Annotated in this window: 22 protein-coding genes and 1 riboswitch; of the genes, 10 read left to right on the forward strand and 12 right to left on the reverse strand. The window is 62.1% G+C overall.

Annotation, left to right across the window (positions count from 1 at the left end; all coding sequences use genetic code 11):
* The first annotated feature begins 5 nt into the window (after positions 1–5).
* The 3 genes from mhuD (at position 6) to EEB12_RS11850 (ending at position 1,527) form a co-directional block, all read left to right on the forward strand.
* Positions 6–314 carry a mycobilin-forming heme oxygenase MhuD gene (gene mhuD / locus EEB12_RS11840; protein WP_007726927.1) on the forward strand — a complete coding sequence of 103 codons (309 nt, stop codon included), beginning with the start codon at positions 6–8 and terminating at the stop codon, positions 312–314.
* An 87-nt stretch (positions 315–401) separates the two neighbouring features.
* A riboswitch (cobalamin riboswitch) is annotated at positions 402–541 on the forward strand.
* Between the two features lie 24 nt (positions 542–565).
* The gene (locus EEB12_RS11845; RefSeq protein ID WP_003945915.1) at positions 566–760 is read left to right on the forward strand and encodes a CbtB domain-containing protein; all 195 of its coding nucleotides are present in this window, start codon (positions 566–568) and stop codon (positions 758–760) included.
* Complete coding sequence (locus tag EEB12_RS11850; protein WP_019746815.1) at positions 751–1,527, forward strand: CbtA family protein; 777 nt, start codon at positions 751–753, stop codon at positions 1,525–1,527. Before EEB12_RS11845 ends, EEB12_RS11850 begins: the two co-directional genes overlap by 10 nt.
* Positions 1,528–1,586: 59 nt before the next feature.
* Here EEB12_RS11850 and EEB12_RS11855 read toward each other — a convergent pair whose 3' ends face one another.
* Positions 1,587–3,422 carry a flavin-containing monooxygenase gene (locus EEB12_RS11855; protein ID WP_020968370.1) on the reverse strand — a complete coding sequence of 612 codons (1,836 nt, stop codon included), beginning with the start codon at positions 3,420–3,422 and terminating at the stop codon, positions 1,587–1,589.
* Between the two features lie 140 nt (positions 3,423–3,562).
* Positions 3,563–4,708 (reverse strand): hypothetical protein, encoded by a 1,146-nt coding sequence (locus EEB12_RS11860; RefSeq protein WP_141487813.1) that lies wholly within the window; start codon positions 4,706–4,708, stop codon positions 3,563–3,565.
* A gap of 219 nt (positions 4,709–4,927) precedes the next feature.
* Between EEB12_RS11860 and EEB12_RS11865 the strand changes: the two genes are divergently transcribed.
* Positions 4,928–5,707 (forward strand): acetoin reductase, encoded by a 780-nt coding sequence (locus EEB12_RS11865; protein WP_029254419.1) that lies wholly within the window; start codon positions 4,928–4,930, stop codon positions 5,705–5,707.
* Between the two features lie 77 nt (positions 5,708–5,784).
* Positions 5,785–7,053: a GAF domain-containing protein gene (locus tag EEB12_RS11870; RefSeq protein ID WP_141487893.1), complete on the forward strand. Its 1,269-nt coding sequence runs from the start codon at positions 5,785–5,787 to the stop codon at positions 7,051–7,053.
* Here EEB12_RS11870 and EEB12_RS11875 read toward each other — a convergent pair.
* Genes EEB12_RS11875 through EEB12_RS11885 form a run of 3 tightly spaced genes read right to left on the reverse strand, consistent with a single transcriptional unit; the run spans position 7,032 to position 9,789 of the window.
* Positions 7,032–7,676: a DsbA family protein gene (locus EEB12_RS11875; protein ID WP_232816808.1), complete on the reverse strand. Its 645-nt coding sequence runs from the start codon at positions 7,674–7,676 to the stop codon at positions 7,032–7,034. The genes EEB12_RS11870 and EEB12_RS11875 overlap by 22 nt on opposite strands.
* Positions 7,677–7,731: 55 nt before the next feature.
* Entirely contained in the window at positions 7,732–8,385 is a 654-nt protein-coding gene (locus EEB12_RS11880) for a response regulator (protein ID WP_019746809.1), read from the reverse strand.
* Between the two features lie 48 nt (positions 8,386–8,433).
* Positions 8,434–9,789: a sensor histidine kinase gene (locus EEB12_RS11885; RefSeq protein WP_141487814.1), complete on the reverse strand. Its 1,356-nt coding sequence runs from the start codon at positions 9,787–9,789 to the stop codon at positions 8,434–8,436.
* Between the two features lie 24 nt (positions 9,790–9,813).
* Here EEB12_RS11885 and EEB12_RS11890 point away from each other — a divergent pair, with 24 nt between their 5' ends.
* Entirely contained in the window at positions 9,814–10,329 is a 516-nt protein-coding gene (locus EEB12_RS11890) for a DUF4352 domain-containing protein (RefSeq protein ID WP_019746807.1), read from the forward strand.
* Positions 10,326–10,808: a hypothetical protein gene (locus EEB12_RS11895; RefSeq protein ID WP_019746806.1), complete on the forward strand. Its 483-nt coding sequence runs from the start codon at positions 10,326–10,328 to the stop codon at positions 10,806–10,808. Before EEB12_RS11890 ends, EEB12_RS11895 begins: the two co-directional genes overlap by 4 nt.
* Here EEB12_RS11895 and EEB12_RS11900 read toward each other — a convergent pair.
* Positions 10,783–11,217 carry an OsmC family peroxiredoxin gene (locus tag EEB12_RS11900; protein ID WP_141487815.1) on the reverse strand — a complete coding sequence of 145 codons (435 nt, stop codon included), beginning with the start codon at positions 11,215–11,217 and terminating at the stop codon, positions 10,783–10,785. The two genes, EEB12_RS11895 and EEB12_RS11900, sit on opposite strands and share 26 nt — an antisense overlap.
* 98 nt (positions 11,218–11,315) lie before the next feature.
* Positions 11,316–12,593: a TetR/AcrR family transcriptional regulator gene (locus tag EEB12_RS11905; RefSeq protein WP_181447635.1), complete on the reverse strand. Its 1,278-nt coding sequence runs from the start codon at positions 12,591–12,593 to the stop codon at positions 11,316–11,318.
* Between the two features lie 284 nt (positions 12,594–12,877).
* On the opposite strand from EEB12_RS11905, the gene EEB12_RS11910 reads away from it, so the two are divergent.
* The 3 genes from EEB12_RS11910 to fadD5 all read left to right on the forward strand — a co-directional run bounded on the left by EEB12_RS11910 (position 12,878) and on the right by fadD5 (position 16,328).
* Positions 12,878–13,867 carry an NAD(P)H-dependent flavin oxidoreductase gene (locus tag EEB12_RS11910; RefSeq protein ID WP_019746804.1) on the forward strand — a complete coding sequence of 330 codons (990 nt, stop codon included), beginning with the start codon at positions 12,878–12,880 and terminating at the stop codon, positions 13,865–13,867.
* Positions 13,864–14,643: an enoyl-CoA hydratase gene (locus EEB12_RS11915; RefSeq protein WP_019746803.1), complete on the forward strand. Its 780-nt coding sequence runs from the start codon at positions 13,864–13,866 to the stop codon at positions 14,641–14,643. The genes EEB12_RS11910 and EEB12_RS11915 overlap by 4 nt, the downstream gene beginning before the upstream one ends.
* 95 nt (positions 14,644–14,738) lie before the next feature.
* Entirely contained in the window at positions 14,739–16,328 is a 1,590-nt protein-coding gene (gene fadD5, locus EEB12_RS11920; RefSeq protein WP_019746802.1) for a fatty-acid--CoA ligase FadD5, read from the forward strand.
* Positions 16,329–16,385: 57 nt separating this feature from the next.
* Here fadD5 and EEB12_RS11925 read toward each other — a convergent pair whose 3' ends face one another.
* The 5 genes from EEB12_RS11925 to EEB12_RS11945 form a co-directional block, all read right to left on the reverse strand.
* The gene (locus tag EEB12_RS11925) at positions 16,386–16,865 is read right to left on the reverse strand and encodes a nucleoside deaminase (RefSeq protein WP_019746801.1); all 480 of its coding nucleotides are present in this window, start codon (positions 16,863–16,865) and stop codon (positions 16,386–16,388) included.
* A gap of 77 nt (positions 16,866–16,942) precedes the next feature.
* A complete protein-coding gene (locus tag EEB12_RS11930) occupies positions 16,943–19,486 on the reverse strand; it encodes an ATP-dependent Clp protease ATP-binding subunit (protein WP_003945604.1) in 2,544 nt (847 codons plus the stop codon).
* Between the two features lie 297 nt (positions 19,487–19,783).
* Complete coding sequence (locus EEB12_RS11935; protein ID WP_371326912.1) at positions 19,784–20,674, reverse strand: esterase/lipase family protein; 891 nt, start codon at positions 20,672–20,674, stop codon at positions 19,784–19,786.
* Between the two features lie 5 nt (positions 20,675–20,679).
* Complete coding sequence (locus EEB12_RS11940; RefSeq protein ID WP_019746799.1) at positions 20,680–21,621, reverse strand: esterase/lipase family protein; 942 nt, start codon at positions 21,619–21,621, stop codon at positions 20,680–20,682.
* A 105-nt stretch (positions 21,622–21,726) separates the two neighbouring features.
* A complete protein-coding gene (locus tag EEB12_RS11945) occupies positions 21,727–22,065 on the reverse strand; it encodes a histone-like nucleoid-structuring protein Lsr2 (RefSeq protein WP_020906082.1) in 339 nt (112 codons plus the stop codon).
* Between the last annotated feature and the right edge of the window lie 524 nt (positions 22,066–22,589).

Consider the following 22,589-nt stretch of genomic DNA (forward strand, 5'->3'; position numbering starts at 1 on the left):
CTTGCATGGCAGTCGTGAAGATCAATGCAATCGAGGTCCCCGAGGGCGCCGGCCCCGAACTGGAGAAGCGCTTCGCAGCACGCGCTCATGCAGTCGAGAACTCCCCGGGCTTTCTCGGATTCCAACTCCTCCGCCCCACCGCAGGTGAGAGCCGCTACTTCGTGGTGACGCAGTGGGAGTCCGAGCAGGCGTTCGCCGATTGGCGTGACGGCCCTGCCCGCGAAGCCCATTCCGGCGAGCGTGCGAAGCCCGTCGCTTCGGGTGCGTCGTTGCTCGAGTTCGAAGTTGTCCTGGACGTCGCCGCAAAGAGCTGATCTCGAACGATTGTGCCCGCCTTGGCGGGCACAATCGACGGTCATCTCGGCTTACGCGTTGACACGGTGCGGGCAGTAGTGCAAAAGTTCGCATGTAAACGCGATGGTCCGACAGGAATCCGGTGAAAGCCCGGAGCGGTCGCGCCACTGTAATTCGAGGTGAAGTGCCTTTTTCGGCACGACTATTTCGACAGCCAGACACTTCGGCCATCGCATGGACCTAGGGGACGCGAAAATCCCAGGAGGCTTCGATGGCTCTCGCCTATTCTCCCGATACGTCGATCGATTCGACTCGTCTTGCTTTCCTCGCCGCTGCAGTAGTTCTGTTCGCGATGCTCGCTCTCTACCTGGTCGGATTCGACCAGGGCGCTATCTCTCGCACCGGCATGTACATGCATGAATTGATGCACGACGGTCGACACTTGATGGGCCTGCCGTGCCACTAGTCGACAATTTCACGAAGCTTCTCATTCGTGGTTTGTTGGCTGGTTTGATCGCAGGCATCCTTGCCGGCGGAGTTGCATTCGTGCTGGGTGAACCGCACGTCAATGCCGCCATTGCGATCGAAGAAGCCAACAGCGCCACCGGTGAGGTTGCCGGCGAAGCCGCTGGGCATTCGCACGGTGACGAAGAAGAACCACTGGTGAGCCGCGACGGGCAGCGCGCTGGGCTGTTCCTGGCCACAGCGCTGGCCGGACTGGCACTCGGGGCGATCTTCTCGGTCGTTGCCAATTACGCTCGACGACTCACCGGAATGTCCGGGCCGTTGTTGGCGATCACCATCGCCGTCGGTGGTTGGCTGGCCATCGAGGCCGTGCCCTTCTTCAAGTACCCGGCCAATCCGCCGGCCGTCGGAGATCCCGACACCATCAACCAGCGCACACTGCTGTGGCTGGCCGCCGTGATTCTCGGGCTACTGTCCGTCACCGCGGCAGCAGCGGCGGCAAAGGCAGTTTCCGGGCACGAGTTCCTCAGCGTGCGCATCGCTGCTCCGGTGGCTGCGTTCCTGGTGATCGCCACGATCGGTTACGTCTCGCTTCCCGGCATCAACGAGGTGGGCGAGGACTTCCCGGCAACTCTGCTGTGGGAGTTCCGACTTTCCTCGCTCGCTACGCAGGCGACGCTCTGGCTCGTGCTCGGGTTGGCATTCGCCTTCCTCACCGAGCGCGCGACCAAGAACACCGAAGTAGCAAAAAAGTACGCCCTTCGCTGAACCTGCTGTGCGCCTTTATTAACCGCGGGCGGTTAATAAAGGCGCACAGCAGTTCTATTTCAGCTCAGATGATGCACTTCCTGCAGTCCGTACACCGGCGTCGGGATGCCCTCGTAACGCGCCTTCAACTGCAACGCCAAGTACAGCGAGTAGTGGCGCGACTGGTGCAGATTGCCTCCGTGGAACCACAGCGCTTCCTGCTGCGTCGGCTTCCACATGTTGCGCTGCTCGCCTTCCCACGGTCCCGGATCCTTGGTGGTGTTCGACCCCAGGCCCCACACCTTGCCGACCTTGTCGGCGGTGTCCTGACCGATCAGATCCGCCACCCAGCCGTTCATCGAGCCGTAGCCGGTCGCGTAGACCACCACGTCGGCAGGCAATTCCGTACCGTCTTCGAGGATCACGCTGTTCTCGGTCAGCTCACGAATGTTGCCGTGCGCGAGCTTGATGTCCCCGTTCGCGACCAGTTCGGCCGCGCCGACGTCGATGTAGTAGCCCGAGCCGCGTCGTAGGTACTTCATGAACAGACCTGAACCGTCGTCGCCCCAGTCGTGCTCGAAGCCCGCCTTCTCGAGGCGATCGTAGAAATCCTTGTCGCGCTCACGGATTGCGTCGTACACCGGGATCTGGAACTCGTGCATGATCCGGTACGGCAGCGAACCGAACGTGAGGTCTGCCTTGTGTGTCGTCATGCCCGCGGCCAGTGCACGCTCCGAGTACAGATCACCCAAGCCCAAATCCATCAGCGAATCCGACTTCACGATGTGCGTCGAGCTGCGCTGCACCATCGTGACGTCGATGCCGTTCTCCCACAGTGCACCGCAGATGTCGTGCGAGGAGTTATTGGCCCCGATCACGACGACCTTCTTGCCCACGTACTGATCCGGGCCGGGGTGCTTGCTCGAGTGGTGCTGATCGCCGAGGAACTTGTCCTGCCCGGGGAACGTCGGAACGTTGGCCTTGCCGGACATACCCGTCGCCATCACCAACTGCTTGGGACGCAACGTCAGCTTCTCGCCGTTGCGGTTGACCTCGACGGTCCATTCCTGGGTCTTCTCGTCGAACGACGCAGAGGTGCAGGTCGTGGAACTCCAGTACGGAACCTCCATGACCTTGGTGTACATCTCGAGCCAGTCGCCGATCTTGTCCTTGGGCGCGAACACCGGCCAGTTGTCGGGGAACGGCATGTATGGCAGGTGGTCGTACCAAACCGGGTCGTGCAGGCACAGGGACTTGTAGCGTCCGCGCCACTGATCACCCGGCCGCTCGTGGCTGTCGATCACGATGGCCGGAACTCCGAGTTGGCGCATCCGGGCACCGAGGGCGATGCCTCCCTGTCCGCCGCCGACGATCACGACGTAAGGCTGTGTGGTGTAACCGAGTTCGCGATCCTCGATCTCCTTCTGCTCGGCCCACGTGATGCGGTTCGGGTCTGCTCCGTGCTTGGCTCCACGAGGCCGGCGAGTGCCCTTACCTTCTTCGTGTCCCTTCAATTCCTGCAACGACGTCAGCAGGGTCCAACCTTCATCTCCTTTCAAACGAAGGTGCCCGTGCGCGCGACCGGTTGCAGTCTCGAATTCGATCCAGGCCGACGTGACGCCGTCGGCTTCGTCGGGTGTCTCGGTGGTCCGGAATCCCGAAGGATCGGTGTCGTCGAGACGCTCGGAGAGCATGTCGGCAATCTGCTCGCGACCTTCGACGGTCTTGATGTTCCAGGTGAACGACACCAAGTCGCGCCAGAAGCTGTCGAGTGCAAATTTGCCTGCCACACGCTCGATGTCACGAGCCGCGAGGGCCGACTCGAAATCCGCCAGCCAGGCGTCGACGCGTTCCTGAGGTGTCACCGCCGTCAACTTCACCTCGGGGGTGACTGCGGAATCGATGGTTTGCGTCATCACTTCTCCTTGTTTGTGAATGTGACACACAGCACATCCCATAAGTGGCCCCGGTCACAAGCGTTGCAGTCTGTTGCAATCAGCGGGCGCGGTGTCGCCGCCCGATACCGGTTACCCGCACCGATGTGCGGGCAACCGACTCACCCCTCAGCAGGCTTGAATTTGCCGAGTCCCAGCGACTGAAATCCCACGACGTAGAACAGCGTCCACAACACCGCCCAGTCCACGAAACCCAGTGCATTGCCGTGCAATCCGTCGACAACTGCCGGCTCGTGAAGAATGTGCTCTGCCGCAAAGCGGTAATAGAACAAGAATGTGACCACCGCGAGCGCAAACGTGAGCAGCGCGCGGATCGCCAGATTGACCCCGTCCGAAAAGCCCGTGGGCTTGTTACCGAAGGCGTTGGCCCAGAAGATCATCCAGAAGGCCCAGCACACACCGAGCTGCGCCGGGAACTGATGGACCACACCACCCAACTCGGCAACGGCATCGCTTCCCACAAGTGCCTTCACCACTGGAAGCGCCACGAAGTACAAGCCGGTTCCGACGGCGAAGTTACCGATCGTGGCTGCGAGCGCCGTCTTACCCCCGCCGCCGAACAGTCGCCACGGCCAGTTGTCGAGCGTCTGGCCAGTCAGGATCACGACCACCACGACGCAGTAGAACCACCCGAGTACGGTGTCGACGGTCATCAACGGATCCGTGGCGGACAGCGACACGGACGGCAGACCGAACACGAAGTACAGCGCCAGCGTCGCGACGGCGACAAACGCGATCTCACACAAACCCACCAACGGCTGCTTCATCCCTAGGGAAGTCCACGGCCAATGCTGCCAGTTCAGGACCACCATCACCCAGGTCCCGAAGCCGAAGAGCACGAACAGCGCACCCGCGAAATATCCGAGGCCGCCCTCACGATCGGCCGCGAAATCCGGGTACAAACTCCCCAAGCCGTTTGCCAGGAGCCACGTCACCACGACGGCGAAGGCCGCGGTCGCGACCATGATCGCCAAGCCTTTCGCCGGCTGTGGGAGTCGATCGAAGCCGGCGAACTCGCAATTGAAGCCGATGAACACAACAAAAAGGATTGCCCAGAAAAGCGCCGCGTTGAACGGCAGAGGATAGAAACTCCAGGGACTGGTGGTCGGATCGGCCAGAAGGTACCAACTCGCCACGGCCAGCACGAGAACGATCACGAGGTTCGCGATCCCGAACCCGATCCAGCGGCGTGACGGTTGTCGGCTCGGCGTGGCCGGTTCCGTGGGTGTGTCGACTGTAGCGGTCATGTGCCCTCTCCCAGATTGTCTCGCAAGATGATTCGCGAAGTGGTGGCGCAACTATGGAACCGTCGCGCGGGGTACCGGGAGGGTTGCCGAGGGTTGCAACTGCTGTCCGATTTTCCGGAATTGCAACACGGTGCAACCCTTCCGCATTGTGGTCGCCGTCACATACAAATCACTCACCGGTTCACAACCGACTGGTTCACTGCTTACGAGGAGATCTGCATGAGCATCACGGGCAAGGTAGTACTGGTCACCGGCGCCGGCCAAGGAATCGGACGCGGAATCGCTCTCCGCCTCGCCCACGACGGCGCCGACATCGCGTTGGTCGACCTCGACCAGACCAAGCTGGATGCGGTTGCCGACGAGATCAGACAGATCGGTCGTCGTGCGACGACGTTTATCGCCGATGTCAGCGATCGCGCGCAGGTTCACGCCGCAGTCGAACACGCGCACAGTGAGTTGAGCGGATTCGACGTCATCGTCAACAACGCGGGAATCGCTCTCGTCGGCCCGATCTCCGATGCGACGCCGGACGAGGTCTCCAAGATCTGGAGCGTCAACGTCGACGGTGTCCTGTGGGGAATTCAAGCCGCAGCGGCAAAGTTCCAGGCGCTCGGTCAGCGCGGAAAGATCATCAACGCGTCGTCCATCGCCGGTCATGACGGGTTCGCCATGTTAGGTGTTTACAGCGCAACAAAATTCGCGGTCAGGGCCCTCACTCAGGCTGCGGCCAAGGAATACGCGACCGACGGAATCACCGTCAACGCGTACTGCCCCGGCGTCGTGGGCACCGACATGTGGGTGACGATCGACAAGAGGTTCGCCGAGTTGACCGGTGCGCCAGAGGGCGCCACCTACGAGAAGTTCGTCGGCGGAATTGCGCTGGGTCGAGCTGAAACCCCCGACGACGTAGCCGGTTTCGTCTCTTACCTCGCTGGGCCCGATTCCGACTACATGACCGGGCAGGCCGGTCTCATCGACGGCGGTCTCGTCTACCGCTGACCGAGGTGTCTTCACTGAAAGCGGCGTCTTCGCCGAAAGCGGTGTCTTCACTGAAAAAGCGGTTGCCAGAGCCTGCGATGCCGCCCGGCGAGGATCCTCGCGACTACGCGAGGACCCTCGCCGCGGTGTACGACGCGACGATGGCCGGAGACCGCGCACCGGCCCGCCCAAGGGACGTGGTGCGCCAATCGTGGCAGCGCCTGCGCGAACTCGCTATCGATCCCGAGCACAGCCGGGTCGAACCGTCGATGGACGTCGCCGAACTCGATCTCCGTCGTCGTGAGTCCGGACTGTACGACGTACTCGACGACGTGACACGCGGACTCGAATCGGTCACCGCGAGCGGTGAGAACATCATGGTCGTCGCAGATCTTCGCGGAACTGTACTGTGGCGCAGCGGGTCCCATCGCGTACTGGACCAAGCTGCGCGTCTGGGATTTGTCGAAGGGGCGAACTGGGCGGAGGACAGCGTCGGCACCAATGCCATCGGAACGGCATTGGTGTCACGACAGGCGGTTCAGATCTTCTCGGCGGAACACTATGCGCGCAGCCATCATCCGTGGACGTGTGCGGGGGCGCCCATCCGCGATCCGCGGGACGACCGTGTCATCGGCGTCGTCGACATCAGTGGTCCTGCCAAGACCGTCCATCCCACGACGCTCGCTCTGGTCGACGCCGTCGCACGCCTCGCTCAATCACACCTGCGCGACAAGCATCGGGACAATCTCGATCAACTACGTTCTGTTGCAGGGCCGATGCTTGCACGAAGCGGATCACCCGCATTGGTGATCGACACCCACGGATGGGTCGCAGCGGTCGACGCGTTACCTCATCGCTCGCGCGTGCTGCTCCCCGCAGCTTTGGCTCCCGGCAGGGCATGGTTCCCGGCCCTGGGCCTGTGCGAACTGGATCCGCTTCCCGGCGGGTGGCTAATTCGACCGATCGCCACCGGCGAGAGAATCAGCGCGCCCACGGTGCATATCGATCTGCGCGATTCCGAGAACATGTCGGTGACCGTCACGTCGGGTTTCGGCGAATGGGCATACGCCCCCACCCAACGACATGCGGAGATTCTGTTCCTCCTCGGATCCGAGAGACGGGGACTGACTGCATCGCGGTTGGCGCAAGATCTGTTCGGCGACCCGGCCCGCACGGTGACCGCGCGGGCCGAGATGTCGCGTCTGCGAAAGAACCTCGCCGGAGTTGTTGCAGCGCAGCCGTACCGGTTCGTCGATGCAGCGCACGTGACGTTGTCCTGCCCCGTGAACGGCGCACATCTGTTGCCGTTTTCGAACGCCCCGGCGGTGCGTGCCGCTCGCCTTACTCAGGCCGGTTCGGAGGCCTGAGTGAGCAACTGCAGAAACACCTCTTCGGGCTGAGCGCCGGACACGGCAACCGCACGGTTCGCGACAAAGAACGGAACGCCGCTGACCTGCAGTTGGCGGGCCATGGAGAGATCTTCGCGGACAGCCTCCGCTGCGGCATCGGAGCCCAGTTGCTCGCGCACGACATCGGCGTCGAGGCCGACGCTCACGGCCAGCTCGACCAGCACCTCACGGTCGTCGATCACCTTGCCGTCGCTGAAGTGCGCTTTGAACAGCGCTTCGAGGAGTTCGTTCTGCCGCTCACCCGCGAGATGCAGCAACCTGTGCGCATCAAAGGTATTGGCGGCGATCACGGTTTCGAAATCCAAGGTCAACCCGACCTCGGCGGCCGTCGCGCTGACGTGGGCGAACATCTGACGTACCTGATCAGGCGCCATCCCCTTCATCTCGACCAAGGCGTCGAGTTCGGTTCGGCCCTCTCCCACCGGGGTCTCCGGAGCGAGCTGGTACGAGCGCCAGATGACGTTGACGCGGTCCTTGTTCTCGAAACGATCCAGCGCCGAGAGGAACCTGGTCTTTCCGATGTAGCACCACGGACAAGCGACGTCCGACCACACTTCGATGGTCACGTCTTGGTCAATCACGATTTGATCAGTCACCGAAGGTGCAACAACGAACAGGGTCGGGATTAGTCCCGAGTCACGTGACCAGGCCACACCGGAACGCGATCAACGATGCACTCACGCGGTTGGGCACACCCAGCTTGGCGAACAGCGAAGAGATATGCGTCTTGACGGTGGTCTCACCGAGGTACAGCCGCTCCGCGATGACACTGTTGGCCGCGCCTGTCGCCAGGATTGTCAGCACTTCGCGCTCGCGCTCGGTGAGCGAAGCGAGCGGAGTCTGATCGGGCGCTTGCCGACGCGGCGACGAGGCCACGATGGCGCGCAGAGAATCGCAACTGAACAACGAGTGGTCCGACGCCACTACCCGCACCGCCTGCTGGAACGCCTGCGGAGCTGCGTCCTTGCTCAGGAAACTGTGCGCGCCCGCCTCGACTGCCTGCACAACCATGTCGTCGACGTCGAAGGCGGTCATGGCAATGACCTTCGGTGGATTGCTCATGGTCATCAATTCACGCGTGGCCTCCAAGCCGCCGACCCGTGCCATTTTCAGATCCATCAGCACCACGTGGGGACGAAAACGAGTGACCTTGGCTGCGACCTGATCGCCGTCCTCGGCCTCGGCAACCACCACGATGTCCGGCGCTGCTTCCAGGATGTCCTTCATCCCGCGCCGAACCCACGCGTCGTTGTCGACGATCAAAACTGTGATGCGCGAGTCAGCGTCCATAGTGCGCTCAGATTACCCAGTGTCCCCGACAGTTAGAGGGTGGGAGGGCTACGACGACCAGGGCACCCAGCAACTGACGAGGAAATCGTCCCCCAACGCGCCTGCCTCCACCTTGCCGCCGATCTCTCGCGCCTGTTCGGCCAACCCGCGTAGGCCGGATCGTGAACCGATCGACGTCATGGGTGCAAGCTCGCTCAGCTTGTTGCGTGCGAGGATGCGGATTCCGTCGTGCGGCGACCCGGTCACGGAAATGACGAGCATTTGGTCGCTCGCGTACTTCTGGACGTTGGTCAACGATTCCTGAACGACGCGATAACAGACATGCCCCGCCAACATTCCGACGTCACCCGGGAGCAACTCGGATTCGAGACGGCAGTGGATGCCTGCCGCGCGTGCACTGTTGACCAGGTCACCGATCGCGTCGATCCCCTGGTGCCCACCGTGTTCGCGGCGATCACCGCTTCCCCTGAGCACTCCGACGATTCCCTTCAATTCGTCCAAAGCCTCGTGCGCGGTGGTTCTGATCATCGCTGCGGTGTTGACGACCTTCTCGGGATTGTCTGCCGCGCTGACCTGCAACCCGCCGGCGAACAACGAGATCCGGCTCAAACTGGCCGCGATCGTGTCGTGCATGTCTCGAGCGATCCGCGTTCGTTCCTCGGTGCGAATCATCTCGTCGCGCATCACGTCGGTTTTCTCGGTGGCCAGATCCCGTACGTGCTCTGCCTCGACGAGTTCGGTTCTGGTCCGAATCAGGAGCGAGAGCGCCACGACAATGCCGACCATGACGGCAGCGACGAGCCACGGGATCCAGATGGCGACGTCGTATTGAACAACCACCGAACCGTCTTTGGGTTTCGCGGTGCCCATCGTGAGAACGGAGTACTCACGATTTCGAAAAGCGTCGTAGGTCAACGAATTTCCGCACACGACGAAGACAGCTGCCGCGGCTGCTGCAAGCCGAGGCCCACGCGCGATCCGAGCAACGGCGAACAACGCGATGAGCGCCGCCGTCGCATCGGTGGGGAAGAACAGCGGGCCGACCAGCGTGATCGCCAGAACCACCCAGGGATGTTGATGGCGCCAGACAAGCGATATCCCACCGGCCACGCCCAGGACGAACCCGATCCCGACCAATGCCGGTGGCATATTTCCCGACGCGCCTGCGATGCCCACCGTCATGAAGGAACAGAAAAGGCTGAACGCGACGGCGGCGGTAGTCCATACGCGTCGTCGCACAACGGTTCCTTTGGTGGTGATCACCGGGCAAGCGTATCCACCGCCACCGACGCCTCGAATCAGCCGAACGGGTGGACGAATCGTCAAGCTCCGACCGAAAGGATGAGGCTCCCCGATCTTTCGACCGAAGCGGTGAGCGGTCCCCACATCGTTGACTTGTGCCATACCAACTCTCGAAAGGCGCACATCATGCGATCACTCCGTACTCCCCTCGCCCTCCTCGCCGTCGGCGCAGCCCTGTTCGCAACCATCGCCTCTGGCGAGACCGACGAAGCGAAGAAGGTCGACGACAACGGTTCTTCCGCCGCACCCGCGGCTGCCTTCGGCATCGGTGACGTCGTCGAACTGGGCGACTGGCGCGTCCAGGTACACGGCGTTGTCGATCCCTATGTCTCGACCAATCAGTTCATCACCGCGGATCCCGGAAACCGCTACGTCGTGGTCGACACCGAGGTCACCAACAACAGCGACAAGCCGTCGACCGTGTCATCGATGATGTGCTTCGAACTGCAGGACTCGACCAACAAGTCGTACAACATCACGTTCACCGACAGCAGCACGTCGAGCGTCGACGGAGAGCTTGCGCCGGGTGCAGCCAAGCGAGGCGAATTGGCGTACGAGGTCCCCGAAGCCGCCACCGGTCTTCGCCTTCAGTTCAAGTGCGACCTGTTCTCGTCCGGCTCGGCAACCATCAACCTGTCGTGAACCGCCCGGGCGATCTGCTGCTGAGTCCGTGGGCGCTGGTCTCGGTGTCCGTCATCTTGGTCAACGACCACGTACTCAAAGGGGCATTCGGGAACACGATGACGGGCAAGCTGTCCGACGTCGCCGGCGTGTTCCTGTTTCCCTTGCTTCTGCTCTCGGTTCTCGAGGTGCTCAGACGAAAGCTGGCGGGGCGAGCAGCGATCGCCTGGTCCATCGCGGTCACGGGCATCGGCTTCGCCGCGGTGAAGACGGTCTCGCCGATCGGCGACGCGTACGAGTGGGTGATCGGGTTTTTCCGCTGGACCGCAGGAGGATTCCGCGGCGAGCTCTTGCCGATCGTGGTCTTTCGTGATCCCTCGGATCTGTGGGTGCTCCCGATATTGTTCGCAAGCTACCTGGTCGTCACACACAACCGCACTCGGGCGCCGCAGGGGGCGCCCGAGCACGAGGTGATCAGTCCAGTGCCGCATCCAACGTGATGTCGACGCCGGTCAGTGCCTTGCTGATCGGGCACGTTTCCTTGGCCGCCTGGGCAACCTTGGCAAAACCGTCGGCGTCGAGGCCGTCGACCTCGGCGCGAACGGTGAGCTTGATTCCGGTGAGCTTGAAGCCGACCGTGTCGGGGCCCAGCGACACGTCTGCGGTGATGTCGAGGCTCTGCGGGGTTCCGCCGGCCTCGGCGATCAGTGCCGACAACTGCATCGCGTAGCAGGACGAATGTGCCGCGGCGATCAGTTCTTCGGGGCTGGTGGTTCCGCCGGCTTCCTCAGCTGCGCGCTTGGGGAACGACACATCGAAGGTCGCGACACCCGAGCTGGTGAGTTCGACCTGTCCCGCCCCGGCTTCGAGGGTGCCGTTCCAGGCGGTGCGTGCGGTACGAGTTGGCATTGCTGTCCCTACTTCCGTCTTCACATGATTCGGTGAACGCCTTGCGATCACGAACCTACCCGCGATACGTGAAGTCACACCTACTGTTTCGGACTGCGCTACCCCAGGAGAGTCGCGGTCAGCAATTTCTCGACGCGTGCCTGCGCGGAGTTCTCCGAGGAAAAGTGCACGATCCTGCCGATGTCGAACACCAGACCAAGCGCCGCGTGGACGAGGAACCGCGCTTGGACGATCGTCAACTCCGGCCGCGCCTCGACGCACAAGTGCGCCCACTCCTCCACGTTGAGCCGCTGGATGTTCCGCAACTCGGTCCGCGACCGGTCCGGCAAGCTGCCGATCTCGGCGAAATAGACTGCCAACAGTTCGCTTCTGCCGAACGACACCTCGACGTACATCTTGGCCAATGTCTCTACGGCCGCGAGTGGTGTCTCCGACTCCGCCAACGCCGAACCCAACGTCATCGTCAGGCGATCGGACGCCCGGTGGAAAGCCGCGGCGAGTAGATCGGCCTTGCTCGCGAAGTGCCGGTACACGCTCGACGCGTTGATACCCGCTGCGGCGCCGATCTCCTCGATACTCACGTCGTGATAGCCGCGCTGATAGAACAGCAATACGGCTTCCTGAAGCAGCACTTCACGTTTCGACGTCCGGGCAAGGCCGGGTTTGCGTTCGGGCGCCTGTTTCTTGCCGCCGCCCTTCGCACCAACGGGCAACTCGACGCCGATGACCGACCAACAAGCTGTGAGAATCAACGATTCGATCTGCTTGGCGGACAACGCCGATCGATGACCGGTGATACTGGCGATCACGCTGAGCACAGCCGGTGCGATCAGCTCGACATCGGCCGGGTCCAGTTCCGGGCGCACTGCGGCCAACGGCTCGGCAATCCGAAGATTGAGCGTGCGCATTCCCGCCCGCAATTGCTCACGATCCTCGTCGACCAGGTACCGGCCCTCCCAACGGTAGAGCCCTCCCCTACGCCGATTCTCGATCGTCGCGCGGATGACCCCCACCATGGTGGAGTTCAACTGCTCGCGTGGATCGTCGTTTCCGTGTACCGCGGGATCGCTGGCATCCAGCAACGCCTGGGTCAGGTTGTTCACGGTGTAGACGAACAGCGCGTATTTCGTGGGGAAATGGCGGTAAAGGGCCGGCCCGGAGATTCCGACCTTCGCGGCGATCTCGTCGATGCCGACCGCGTGGTAGCCACGTTCACTGAATGCCTCCGCGGCAGCGGCCGCGATTTGGGCCTTCCGATTCTTCGGACGCGTTCGTGGTGCAGAGCCACTGCCGCTCACGGAGACGCGTGTCTGTCCGGGCACCTGACCCTCCACTTCCGTTGCTTTCGTCCACTGCCTTCGTCCGCTGCACCGCATTTCTACGGGCGCGAGTCCGAACGGACCATGTTAACCGTCGCGAAGGTCGCAATTCGCGCCCGGTACGGCTTCACCCGAAACCCTACAACGCGGCTGTCACTGCGGACGGATTCCGGAGAAAGAGTCTTGACACCCGCTCTCACACCGGTGTTATGTTAGTGATGATTCGCACAAACTTGCACGCAGTCCGCTGGCGGGCTCGTTCCATGCAGCGCAGGATTTTTCTTCGCCTGCAATAGGGTTCGATGCCGATTGACCGATCGTAAGAAAGTAGTTGTGAGCAGATGATTCGCACTCGCTTCACCGAGATGTTCGGCGTAGACCATCCGATCGTGCAGGGCGGCATGATGTGGGTAGGACGCGCAGAACTTGTTGCGGCCACGGCAAATTCCGGCGCCCTGGGGTTCCTGACCGGCCTTACCCAACCCACTCCGGAAGATCTCGTCAAGGAAATTGCTCGGACCCGCGATCTCACCGACAAGCCTTTCGGCGTCAATCTCACGATTCTGCCGTCGATCACGCCGCCGCCGTACGCCGAATATCGCCAGGCGATCATCGAATCCGGGATCAAGATCGTCGAGACGGCCGGTTCCAATCCGATCGATCATCTTCCGCATTTCAAGGACGCGGGAGTGAAGGTGATCCACAAGTGCACTGCAGTTCGTCACGCGGTCAAGGCCGAGAGACTGGGCGTCGACGCCGTCAGCATCGACGGCTTCGAATGCGCCGGACACCCAGGTGAAGACGACATACCAGGGCTGATTCTGATTCCGGCGGCCACGCAGCAACTCACGATTCCGGTGATCGCGTCAGGCGGAATCGCAGATTCCCGCGGACTCGTCGCGGCGCTTGCGCTCGGAGCAGACGGCGTCAACATGGGAACTCGATTCATGTGCACCGTGGAATCTCCTGTAGCACAATCGGTTAAAGAGCAGATAGTCGCCAACACCGAGCGTGACACCAAGCTGATTTTCCGGACTCTGCACAACACCGCACGCGTAGCAGCGAATGCGATCAGCGCCGAAGTCGTCGACATCGAGGCGCGCGGCGACGCGCAGTTCAGCGACATCCAGCATCTGGTCGCCGGGGCACGCGGGCGCAAGGTCTTCGAAGACGGCGATCTCGATGCAGGCATCTGGTCCGCCGGGCAAAGCCAAGGGTTGATCAACGACATCCCGACCGTCGCCGACATGATCGACCGCATGGTCTCGGAGGCCGAACACCTCATCACCTCACGGCTTTCCGGATTCGTCACCGCTGTGAGCGCGGCATGACCGCCACCGCCGAGACGGGCTTTCGCTCCGAAATCACCGACGGTGTACTGCGATTGACCTTCGACCGCCCGAAGCGGATGAACGCGATCGATCTACCCACGATGACTGCTTTCGCAGCCGCCGTCAGAGAGGGCGGCGCAGACCCGAGAGTTCGTACCATCGTGATCACCGGATCCGGTCGAGCGTTCTGCACCGGAGCCGATCTTGCGGCAGCGGCCCTCAACCCCGCAGACCCGAAAGTTGTCATGGATGCCGCGACTTCTCTGATTCGCGCCATCACCAGCGCCCCGGTCCCGGTGATCGCCGCGGTCAACGGCCCGGCAGCCGGCGTCGGAGTGTCCATCGCCCTGGCCGCTGACCTGACGTACGCAGCATCGAGCGCCTATTTCCTCCTCTCGTTCGTCAACATCGGCCTGATGCCCGACGGCGGCGCCAGTGCGCTGGTGCCGGCAGCGATCGGACGTGCCAGAGCGGCCGAGATGGCGTTGCTGGGCGAGCGGGTTTCCGCCGAGGACGCAGAGCGTTTCGGGCTCGTGTCCCGCACCGTCGCAGACGACGCGTTCGACGCACTCGTCGACTCGGTCGTCGATCGCACGTCGAAGGCTCCCCGACGCGCACTCGAACTCACCAAGCGCGCACTCAATGCGGCGACGCTGGACCGCCTCGATGCCGCGTTGGAGCTCGAAAATACCGGTCAGGCAGAACTTCTCACCGGCGATGACTTCAAAGAAGGCGCGATGGCGATGCTGCAGAAGCGCGCACCGCACTTCAAGTAGTCGTTGCGAATTTTCGTTAACAAAACCACTGTGAGAATCGACGGCTCACTGTAGCCTGAGTCACACAATCACCCACGCATGAGAGGAACCCATCGATGGCCTCCACCGATGCAGTCTCCGAGGCGCAGCGTTCACGCCGCACCAACTGGAACAATCAGATCGCCAGGCATGCGCAGATGATTCCCGATCGCACCGCGCTGCGATTCTTGGGCGATTCCATCACCTGGAGCACCCTCGACGCACGCGTCGAGAAGCTGGCAGACGCTCTAGCCCGACGCGGCGTCAGCTTCGGCGACCGCGTGCTCATCCTGATGCTCAATCGCCCCGAATACCTCGAGATCGTGCTCGCGACCAACGCATTGGGCGCGATAGCTGTTCCGGTGAACTTCCGTCTCACGCCACCCGAGATCGCGTACCTGGTCAACGACTCCGGCTCCAAAGTCATTGTCGCCGAGGGACCATTGGCTCCACTGGCCGGAGCGGCGCGTGCCGCGTCAGAGGGTATCGACATCTCCATCACCGTGGGCGCCCCCGCCGAGGGTGACAGCCTGAACTACGAGGACCTGATCAGCGAGGCGGGCGAGCCGCACGCGTTCGTCGACATCCCGGACGACACTCCTGCACTCATCATGTACACCTCGGGAACCACCGGCCGCCCCAAGGGTTCGGTGCTCTCCCACTCCAACCTGTCTTCGCAAGCATTGACCTGTATCAGGGCCTTCCACCTGTTCAATGCCGATTCCATCGGCTTCTGCGCGTCGCCCATGTTCCACATCGCAGCCCTCGGTTCCATCGCGCCGAGCCTGCAACTCGGCACGACCACGGTGATCCATCCGGTCGGCGCATTCGACCCTGGTCAACTACTCGACATTCTCGAAGCCGAGAAGGTCACCAGCTTGTTCCTCGTGCCCGTGCAATGGCAGGCCGTGTGCGCAGTGCAGAAGGCGCAACCTCGAGCACTGTCGCTGAAGAACATCTCGTGGGGCGCCGCACCATCGTCCGATACGATCCTGCGGGCAATGGCCGAAACCTTTCCGGACGCGTTCAATGTCGCAGTCTTCGGTCAGACCGAGATGTCGCCCATCACTTGCGTTCTCGACGGTGAGGATGCGATTCGCAAGCTCGGATCCGTCGGTCGGGTCATCCCGACCATTTCGGCCAGGGTCGTCGACGAGAACATGGACGACGTGGCGCCCGGTGAAATCGGTGAAATCGTCTACCGCGGGCCCACGATGATGAGCGAGTACTGGAACAACTCCACCGCCACCGCTGACGCCTTCCACGGTGGATGGTTCCACTCCGGCGATCTCGTTCGAGTCGACGACGAAGGCTTTGTCTACGTCGTCGATCGCAAGAAGGACATGATCATCTCCGGCGGAGAGAACATCTACTGCGCCGAGGTGGAAAACGTTCTCTACGAACACGAATTGATCGTCGAAGCGGCCGTCGTCGGTCGCCCCGACGCCAAGTGGGGTGAGGTGCCGGTAGCGATCGTCGCGATGGCGCCAGGTTCAGCCGTGGACCTGACCATCGAGGAACTGAGCAGCTTCCTCAATGATCGTCTCGCGCGTTACAAGCACCCGAAGGACATCGTCGTCGTGGAAGCGCTGCCGCGCAATGCAAGCGGCAAGGTCGTCAAGGGCGAACTGCGAGAGAAGGTTCGAGCGGTCGACGCAGTTTCCTGACTCCACACGCAAACGGGTGGCACCTCCAGCGGGGTGCCGCCCGTTTGCGTGTGCCCGTCAAGCGCTCTGCGAATGCAACTTCCGATGCAGTTCTCGCACCAGCGGAACCAACTCCGGCACCGGACCTTCGACCGGGACGTTCGGCGCAACCTCGTTGACGGACAGAGACTTCACCGGCGCCGGGGCCGCACCCCACTCCGCGAGCCAGTCGCCGAGTTGAGCCGAAGAGCAGATGTAGACGATACGTCCGAGGCCCACCCATGCGTGCGCAGCCGAACACATCGCGCAGTGCTCTCCCGAGGTGAATACCGTTGCCGTCGAACGCTCTTCCGGCGTCAGATACTGAGCCGCCCACCGAGCCAGCTCGAACTCGGGGTGGCGAGTGTTGTCGCCGCCCGCGATCCTGTTTCGATCTTCCGCCAGAAATGTTCCGTCGGCCGCTGCCAGGACGGAACCGAAAGGTTCGTCGCCGGCATCCAATGCTTCCGTTGCCAATTCGACGCAACGACGCAGGTGACCCAGTTCGATGTCGTTCATGTGTACGCCCTCTCCCGTGATACACGAAACGGGCGGCACCGGTGAGGTGCCGCCCGTTCGTTAATTACTCTGCTGTACTACTCTGCTGCGCTTTCGCTTTCGCCGGCCTTGGTCAGCTCGATCGGCGGTGCGTCCGGCACGTCGATCGGCTTCTTGGTGGGCGTGAACGTGAACTTCGCGTCCTCGCCCGAGCCTTCGCCGTCCCAGTTCTCGACGTCGACGAGCACGATGTGGCCGGGTCCGATCTCTCCGAAGAGGATCTTCTCGGACATCTGGTCTTCGATCTCGCGCTGGATGGTGCGACGCAGCGGTCGTGCACCCAGTACCGGATCGAATCCGCGCTTGGCCAGAAGCGACTTGGCCTTGTCGGTGACCTCCATGGCCATGTCCTTGTTCTTGAGTGCCGCCTCGACGCGAGCGAGCATCAGGTCGACCATCTGAACGATCTGCTCGTTCGTGAGCTGATGGAAGACGACGATGTCGTCGATACGGTTCAAGAACTCGGGACGGAAGTGCTTCTTCAGCTCGTCGTGAACCTTGAGCTTCATGCGCTCGTAGTTCGACTCCGTGCCCGTTCCCGAGCTGAAGCCCAGGCCGACTGCCTTGGAGATGTCCGACGTACCGAGGTTGGACGTGAAGATCAGCACCGTGTTCTTGAAGTCGACGGTACGTCCCTGACCGTCGGTGAGACGGCCGTCCTCGAGCACCTGCAGGAGGGTGTTGTAGATCTCCTGGTGTGCCTTCTCGATCTCGTCGAACAGCACAACGCTGAACGGCTTGCGGCGCACCTTCTCGGTGAGCTGGCCACCCTCTTCGTATCCGACGTACCCGGGAGGGGCACCGAACAGACGCGAAGCGGTGAAGCGGTCGTGGAACTCGCCCATGTCGATCTGGATCAGAGCGTCGTCGTCGCCGAACAGGAAGTTGGCGAGCGACTTCGCGAGCTCCGTCTTACCGACACCGGACGGGCCGGCGAAGATGAACGAGCCCGAGGGACGCTTGGGATCCTTCAGACCTGCACGCGTACGACGGATCGCCTTCGAGACGGACTTGACTGCCTCTTCCTGGCCGATGATCCGCTTGTGCAGTTCCTCTTCCATGCGGAGCAGACGAGTGGTCTCCTCCTCGGTGAGCTTGAAGACGGGGATACCGGTCCAGTTACCCAGAACCTCGGCGATCTGCTCGTCGTCGACCTCGGCGATGACGTCCAGGTCGCCCGCGCGCCACTGCTTCTCACGCTCAGCGCGCTGAGCAACGAGGGTCTTCTCCTTGTCACGCAGGTTCGCAGCCTTCTCGAAGTCCTGCGCGTCGATCGCGGACTCCTTCTCGCGACGCGCGTCGGCGATGCGATCGTCGAATTCGCGCAGGTCCGGCGGTGCAGTCATCCGACGGATGCGCATTCGCGCGCCCGCCTCGTCGATGAGGTCGATCGCCTTGTCCGGCAAGAAGCGGTCGTTGATGTAGCGGTCGGCCAGCGTCGCCGCTGCCACGAGAGCACCGTCCGTGATGGAGACACGGTGGTGAGCCTCGTAGCGGTCACGAAGACCCTTGAGGATCTCGATGGTGTGCTCGACGGTCGGCTCGCCCACCTGGACGGGCTGGAAACGACGCTCGAGAGCGGCATCCTTCTCGATGTACTTGCGGTACTCGTCGAGAGTGGTAGCACCGATGGTCTGCAGCTCACCGCGGGCAAGCTTGGGCTTGAGGATGGAGGCCGCGTCGATAGCGCCCTCGGCCGCGCCCGCACCAACGAGGGTGTGCAGCTCGTCGATGAACAGGATGATGTCTCCGCGGGTGTTGATCTCCTTGAGAACCTTCTTCAGGCGCTCTTCGAAGTCACCGCGGTAACGGCTGCCGGCCACGAGCGACCCGAGGTCGAGCGTGTACAGCTGCTTGTCCTTGAGGGTCTCGGGGACCTCACCGTTGACGATTGCCTGAGCCAGGCCCTCGACCACAGCGGTCTTACCGACACCGGGTTCACCGATGAGAACCGGGTTGTTCTTGGTACGACGCGAGAGAACCTGCATGACGCGCTCGATTTCCTTCGAGCGGCCGATGACCGGGTCCAGCTTGCCTTCGAGGGCAGCTTGCGTCAGATTGCGACCGAACTGGTCGAGCACGAGCGAGGTGGACGGCGTGCCGGCCTCTCCGCGGGTGCCACCGGTTTCGGTGGGCTCCTTGCCCTGGTAGCCCGACAGCAGCTGGATGACCTGCTGGCGGACACGGTTGAGATCGGCACCGAGCTTGACCAGAACCTGGGCTGCTACGCCCTCACCCTCACGGATGAGACCGAGCAGAATGTGCTCCGTACCGATGTAGTTGTGTCCGAGCTGCAGCGCTTCGCGCAGACTCAGCTCGAGGACTTTCTTGGCGCGCGGTGTGAAGGGGATGTGACCGGACGGAGCCTGCTGGCCCTGGCCGATGATCTCCTCGACCTGGCTGCGGACTCCCTCGAGGGAGATACCCAACGACTCCAACGACTTGGCTGCAACACCTTCGCCCTCGTGAATGAGGCCGAGAAGGATGTGCTCCGTGCCGATGTAGTTGTGGTTGAGCATCCTGGCTTCTTCTTGAGCCAGGACAACAACGCGCCGCGCGCGATCGGTGAACCTCTCGAACATCGCTCTCCCTCACACTCTCCGGCGGGCAGGTTCGAGACCGGATGTCTCGTCCCTGGTCGCCGCGTTTCGCTCCGGCACTACAGACTGATCGCCTCGCCGGTCAGCGGACTGACGTCCACGAATCGACAAAGGTTGCACGACCCCACTTATTACTCTAGAGGGCGCGAAGTCCACCTGCTGCTCCTCCACCCGATTGGCGGCGGAAGCCGGACTGCTTACCGTTCACAACGTCGCAGCTGAGGGAATCGTTTCCCGGTTCCTGTACGCCTGAAGCGAACAGCGATTTTCGACGCCTGATCAGCCGAATATCGGGAGTACCCGAGTGCACGGCACCTCACGCGGATTCGACGGATCAAGCGCGTTGAGTGTCAGAGTCGCCGTTCGCTGCGACGCCACCAGCGCGATGTGATCCGACAGGTCCTGCTCGCAACCGTCCTGAACAACTATGTTCGACGCGTTCGACGCGGCCAGTATTCCGCTGCTGTACGGAACGACCACTTGATCGAACCGAGTCACGATGTTGGTGTACTCGACGTCATCGGAGTAGGCGCCCGCGTCGCGCAGTTCGGTCACGAAGGTGGCGTTGTCGAAATCCGGTCCCCCGACGCCTTCCGGCGGCCCGACCTCCGAGCCGTCCCACAACGGAGCGATGGAGACGATCTTGGAAACCTTCGCGTCGCCGCCGAGAAACTTGGCGTAGTACGCACTGACCGTCGTCCCCTGAGAGTGTCCGATCAGGTCGACCTTCGAGGCACCCGTCGCAGAGAGAACGTCATCGACGAAGTCCGACAGCTGCCCTGCGCTGTCTCCGAGTGGTGCGAGACCGCCGGCTGCGGAAATCGGCCACGGCTGGTCCGTTCGATTCCCGAAGGTGAGCGCGAAAACGCAGTATCCCTCGTTGGCCAGTACGGGTGCGAGTACGCCCCAATTGGTCTGACGGTTGGCCGCCGTCCCGTGCACCAGGACGACTGGATCAGGATGAGCAGCGGAAGGCGTGCACGAGAAGTCGTTGGTGCCAGGGGCCGATCCGCCCGGGTTGGTCGCTTCGAGGGCGATTCCGCTGAAGAAACCGGACGGAACGGGAAGAGGTTCGTTCGCCGACGCAAGAGGTGCGGCGGTCGCGGCCACGGCCCCCGCCAGAGCGAGCGCACCCACGCATGTTCGAATCCCCACCGAAGGCCTCCACATATTGATCAACCCACGACGGGCAATACCGAGTTGCACGGTACCGGCCGCTGATGCGCGGGATCGAGTGCATTGAGAGCAAAAGTCGCCGCGCGCAGCGACGCCGCGATGGCGAGATGATCGGAGATGTCTTGCTCACAACCGTCCTGGACGACGATGTTGGTTGCGTTCGGCCCGGGCTCCAGCCCATTTGTATACGGCAGCACCAGTTCGTCGTAGCGCGTCGTGATGTTCGTGTAGTGAACGCCCGGCGCGTAAACGCCTCCCGCACGGAGATTTTCGATGAACTCCGAACCGGCCCCCATGTTCAGGCACGCCTTGCAGATCGGGAATCCTGCCTGTGCCGCCTCGGATACCCCGAGTTCGCGTAGGCTGCGGCCGATACTTGCCTGCTCGTTTCCGAGGGTTCCCTTCCACAGCGATGCCACCGAGACGATGTTGTCCACTTTGTCGGCACCGCCGAGGAACTTCGCGTAGTACCCGTTGATGATCGTGCCTTGCGAATGCCCGACGAGATCCACCGACGTTGCGCCCGTAGCGCCCAGAACTTGATCGACGAAATTCGACAATTGTGCTGCGCTGGAAGGAATTTCCTGCATTCCACCGATGGCCGACAACGGCCACGGCTGCTCGGGGAAGTTGCCGTACGTCAGCGCGAAGACGCAGTAGCCCTCGTTGGCGAGCAACGGCGCATAGGTGGCCCAGTTGGTCTGCCTGTTTCCACCCGTTCCGTGAACGAGCACAACCGGATTGGGATGTTCGGCAGTAGGTTTACACGAAAAGTCATTGGATCCCGGAGCTGAACCGCCAGGATTTCCCAACTCCTGAGGAACACCGGCAAGGAAGGCATTGGGCACGGGCAACGGGGCCTGAGCCGAAGCCACGGAGGTGAACCCGACAAGCATCAGAGCGGCAAGAACCACGCCCCCGAACAACCCGATTCTGTGCACGACCGACTCCTCTACGAGAGATGCGAACCGTGCAGACGCTAACAAACTAGAACGCGTTATCAATCCGTTTCGGCAAAATGCGCCCGAATCCATTCGCGATCCATTTCAGACGGCCTTTTCGTAGGCTCGGCGCACCTCCGTGGAAATACGACCGCGGGCCGAAATCTCGAAGCCCGCACCCTTGGCCCATTCGCGGATGGCGGCACTCTGATCGCGGTCCGCAACGGGACGGGATTTGGTCACCGCTCCGTTGACCGATTTGGCGGAATTCGACTTTCTCGCATGAGGAATCCACCTTTTCAGTGCATCGCGCAGTTCCGCGGCGTGGGCGGCGGTCAGATCGATTTCGTAAGCAACTCCGTCGACGGAAAACTCCACAGTTTCGTCCGCGGGCGATTTTTTGTCCAGATCGTCAACCATCGTGACAACAACCTTTTTCACCACGACCATTCCTCCCCAGATCCTTCGATAAGCAGCGACAATAGCACCTGGACAAACGTCCTGTCTTGGCTCGTCCGGATGATTGGGACTGATCTCCGCCGGGTATGCCAGTCGACTTGTCTTGCGACAAAGACAGTGCCGATACATTCCTTGCGGCGCATCGGGGGATGCATCCAGACGTGGGAATCATGACAGACGACGGCTCGAGACAAGACCTCTACCGAGCGCAATCTTCGCCTCCAAGAACGGCACTCTCGCCAGCATCGCTTACAGCGGACCCACGAATTTCACCATCTCCGGACGCCCTGCGATCCGGCACACCGCAACCGTCACAAATATCCCGGCGGACAAGGAATGCGATCCGCCCTCAGCACAATTCGATGTCGTCACCACACCCGGATACTCCACAGCCGAGGTCATGGTCTTCCTTGTCCAGTCGGATCAGGGACTACCTGACGCACTCAACCAGGGCACGATCTACCAAATCATCGCAACAATTCGAAAGTCCGAAACTCAGGCGACCACGC

The organism is Rhodococcus sp. WS1 (assembly GCF_003797745.1).
GTDB classification, from domain to species: Bacteria; Actinomycetota; Actinomycetes; order Mycobacteriales; family Mycobacteriaceae; genus Rhodococcus_F; species Rhodococcus_F erythropolis.

Bases quoted from the DNA above. Each gene is read 5' to 3' on its own strand.
- EEB12_RS11935 (WP_371326912.1), bottom strand. From the start codon at position 20,674: ATGTGGAGGCCTTCGGTGGGGATTCGAACATGCGTGGGTGCGCTCGCT.
- EEB12_RS11915 (WP_019746803.1), top strand. From the start codon at position 13,864: ATGACCGCCACCGCCGAGACGGGCTTTCGCTCCGAAATCACCGACGGT.
- EEB12_RS11905 (WP_181447635.1), bottom strand. From the start codon at position 12,593: ATGCGGTGCAGCGGACGAAGGCAGTGGACGAAAGCAACGGAAGTGGAG.
- EEB12_RS11855 (WP_020968370.1), bottom strand. From the start codon at position 3,422: ATGACGCAAACCATCGATTCCGCAGTCACCCCCGAGGTGAAGTTGACG.
- EEB12_RS11845 (WP_003945915.1), top strand. From the start codon at position 566: ATGGCTCTCGCCTATTCTCCCGATACGTCGATCGATTCGACTCGTCTT.
- EEB12_RS11925 (WP_019746801.1), bottom strand. From the start codon at position 16,865: ATGAACGACATCGAACTGGGTCACCTGCGTCGTTGCGTCGAATTGGCA.
- EEB12_RS11865 (WP_029254419.1), top strand. From the start codon at position 4,928: ATGAGCATCACGGGCAAGGTAGTACTGGTCACCGGCGCCGGCCAAGGA.
- EEB12_RS11860 (WP_141487813.1), bottom strand. From the start codon at position 4,708: ATGACCGCTACAGTCGACACACCCACGGAACCGGCCACGCCGAGCCGA.
- EEB12_RS11930 (WP_003945604.1), bottom strand. From the start codon at position 19,486: ATGTTCGAGAGGTTCACCGATCGCGCGCGGCGCGTTGTTGTCCTGGCT.
- EEB12_RS11880 (WP_019746809.1), bottom strand. From the start codon at position 8,385: ATGGACGCTGACTCGCGCATCACAGTTTTGATCGTCGACAACGACGCG.
- fadD5 (WP_019746802.1), top strand. From the start codon at position 14,739: ATGGCCTCCACCGATGCAGTCTCCGAGGCGCAGCGTTCACGCCGCACC.
- EEB12_RS11910 (WP_019746804.1), top strand. From the start codon at position 12,878: ATGATTCGCACTCGCTTCACCGAGATGTTCGGCGTAGACCATCCGATC.
- mhuD (WP_007726927.1), top strand. From the start codon at position 6: ATGGCAGTCGTGAAGATCAATGCAATCGAGGTCCCCGAGGGCGCCGGC.
- EEB12_RS11870 (WP_141487893.1), top strand. From the start codon at position 5,785: ATGCCGCCCGGCGAGGATCCTCGCGACTACGCGAGGACCCTCGCCGCG.
- EEB12_RS11885 (WP_141487814.1), bottom strand. From the start codon at position 9,789: ATGGCACAAGTCAACGATGTGGGGACCGCTCACCGCTTCGGTCGAAAG.
- EEB12_RS11890 (WP_019746807.1), top strand. From the start codon at position 9,814: ATGCGATCACTCCGTACTCCCCTCGCCCTCCTCGCCGTCGGCGCAGCC.
- EEB12_RS11900 (WP_141487815.1), bottom strand. From the start codon at position 11,217: ATGCCAACTCGTACCGCACGCACCGCCTGGAACGGCACCCTCGAAGCC.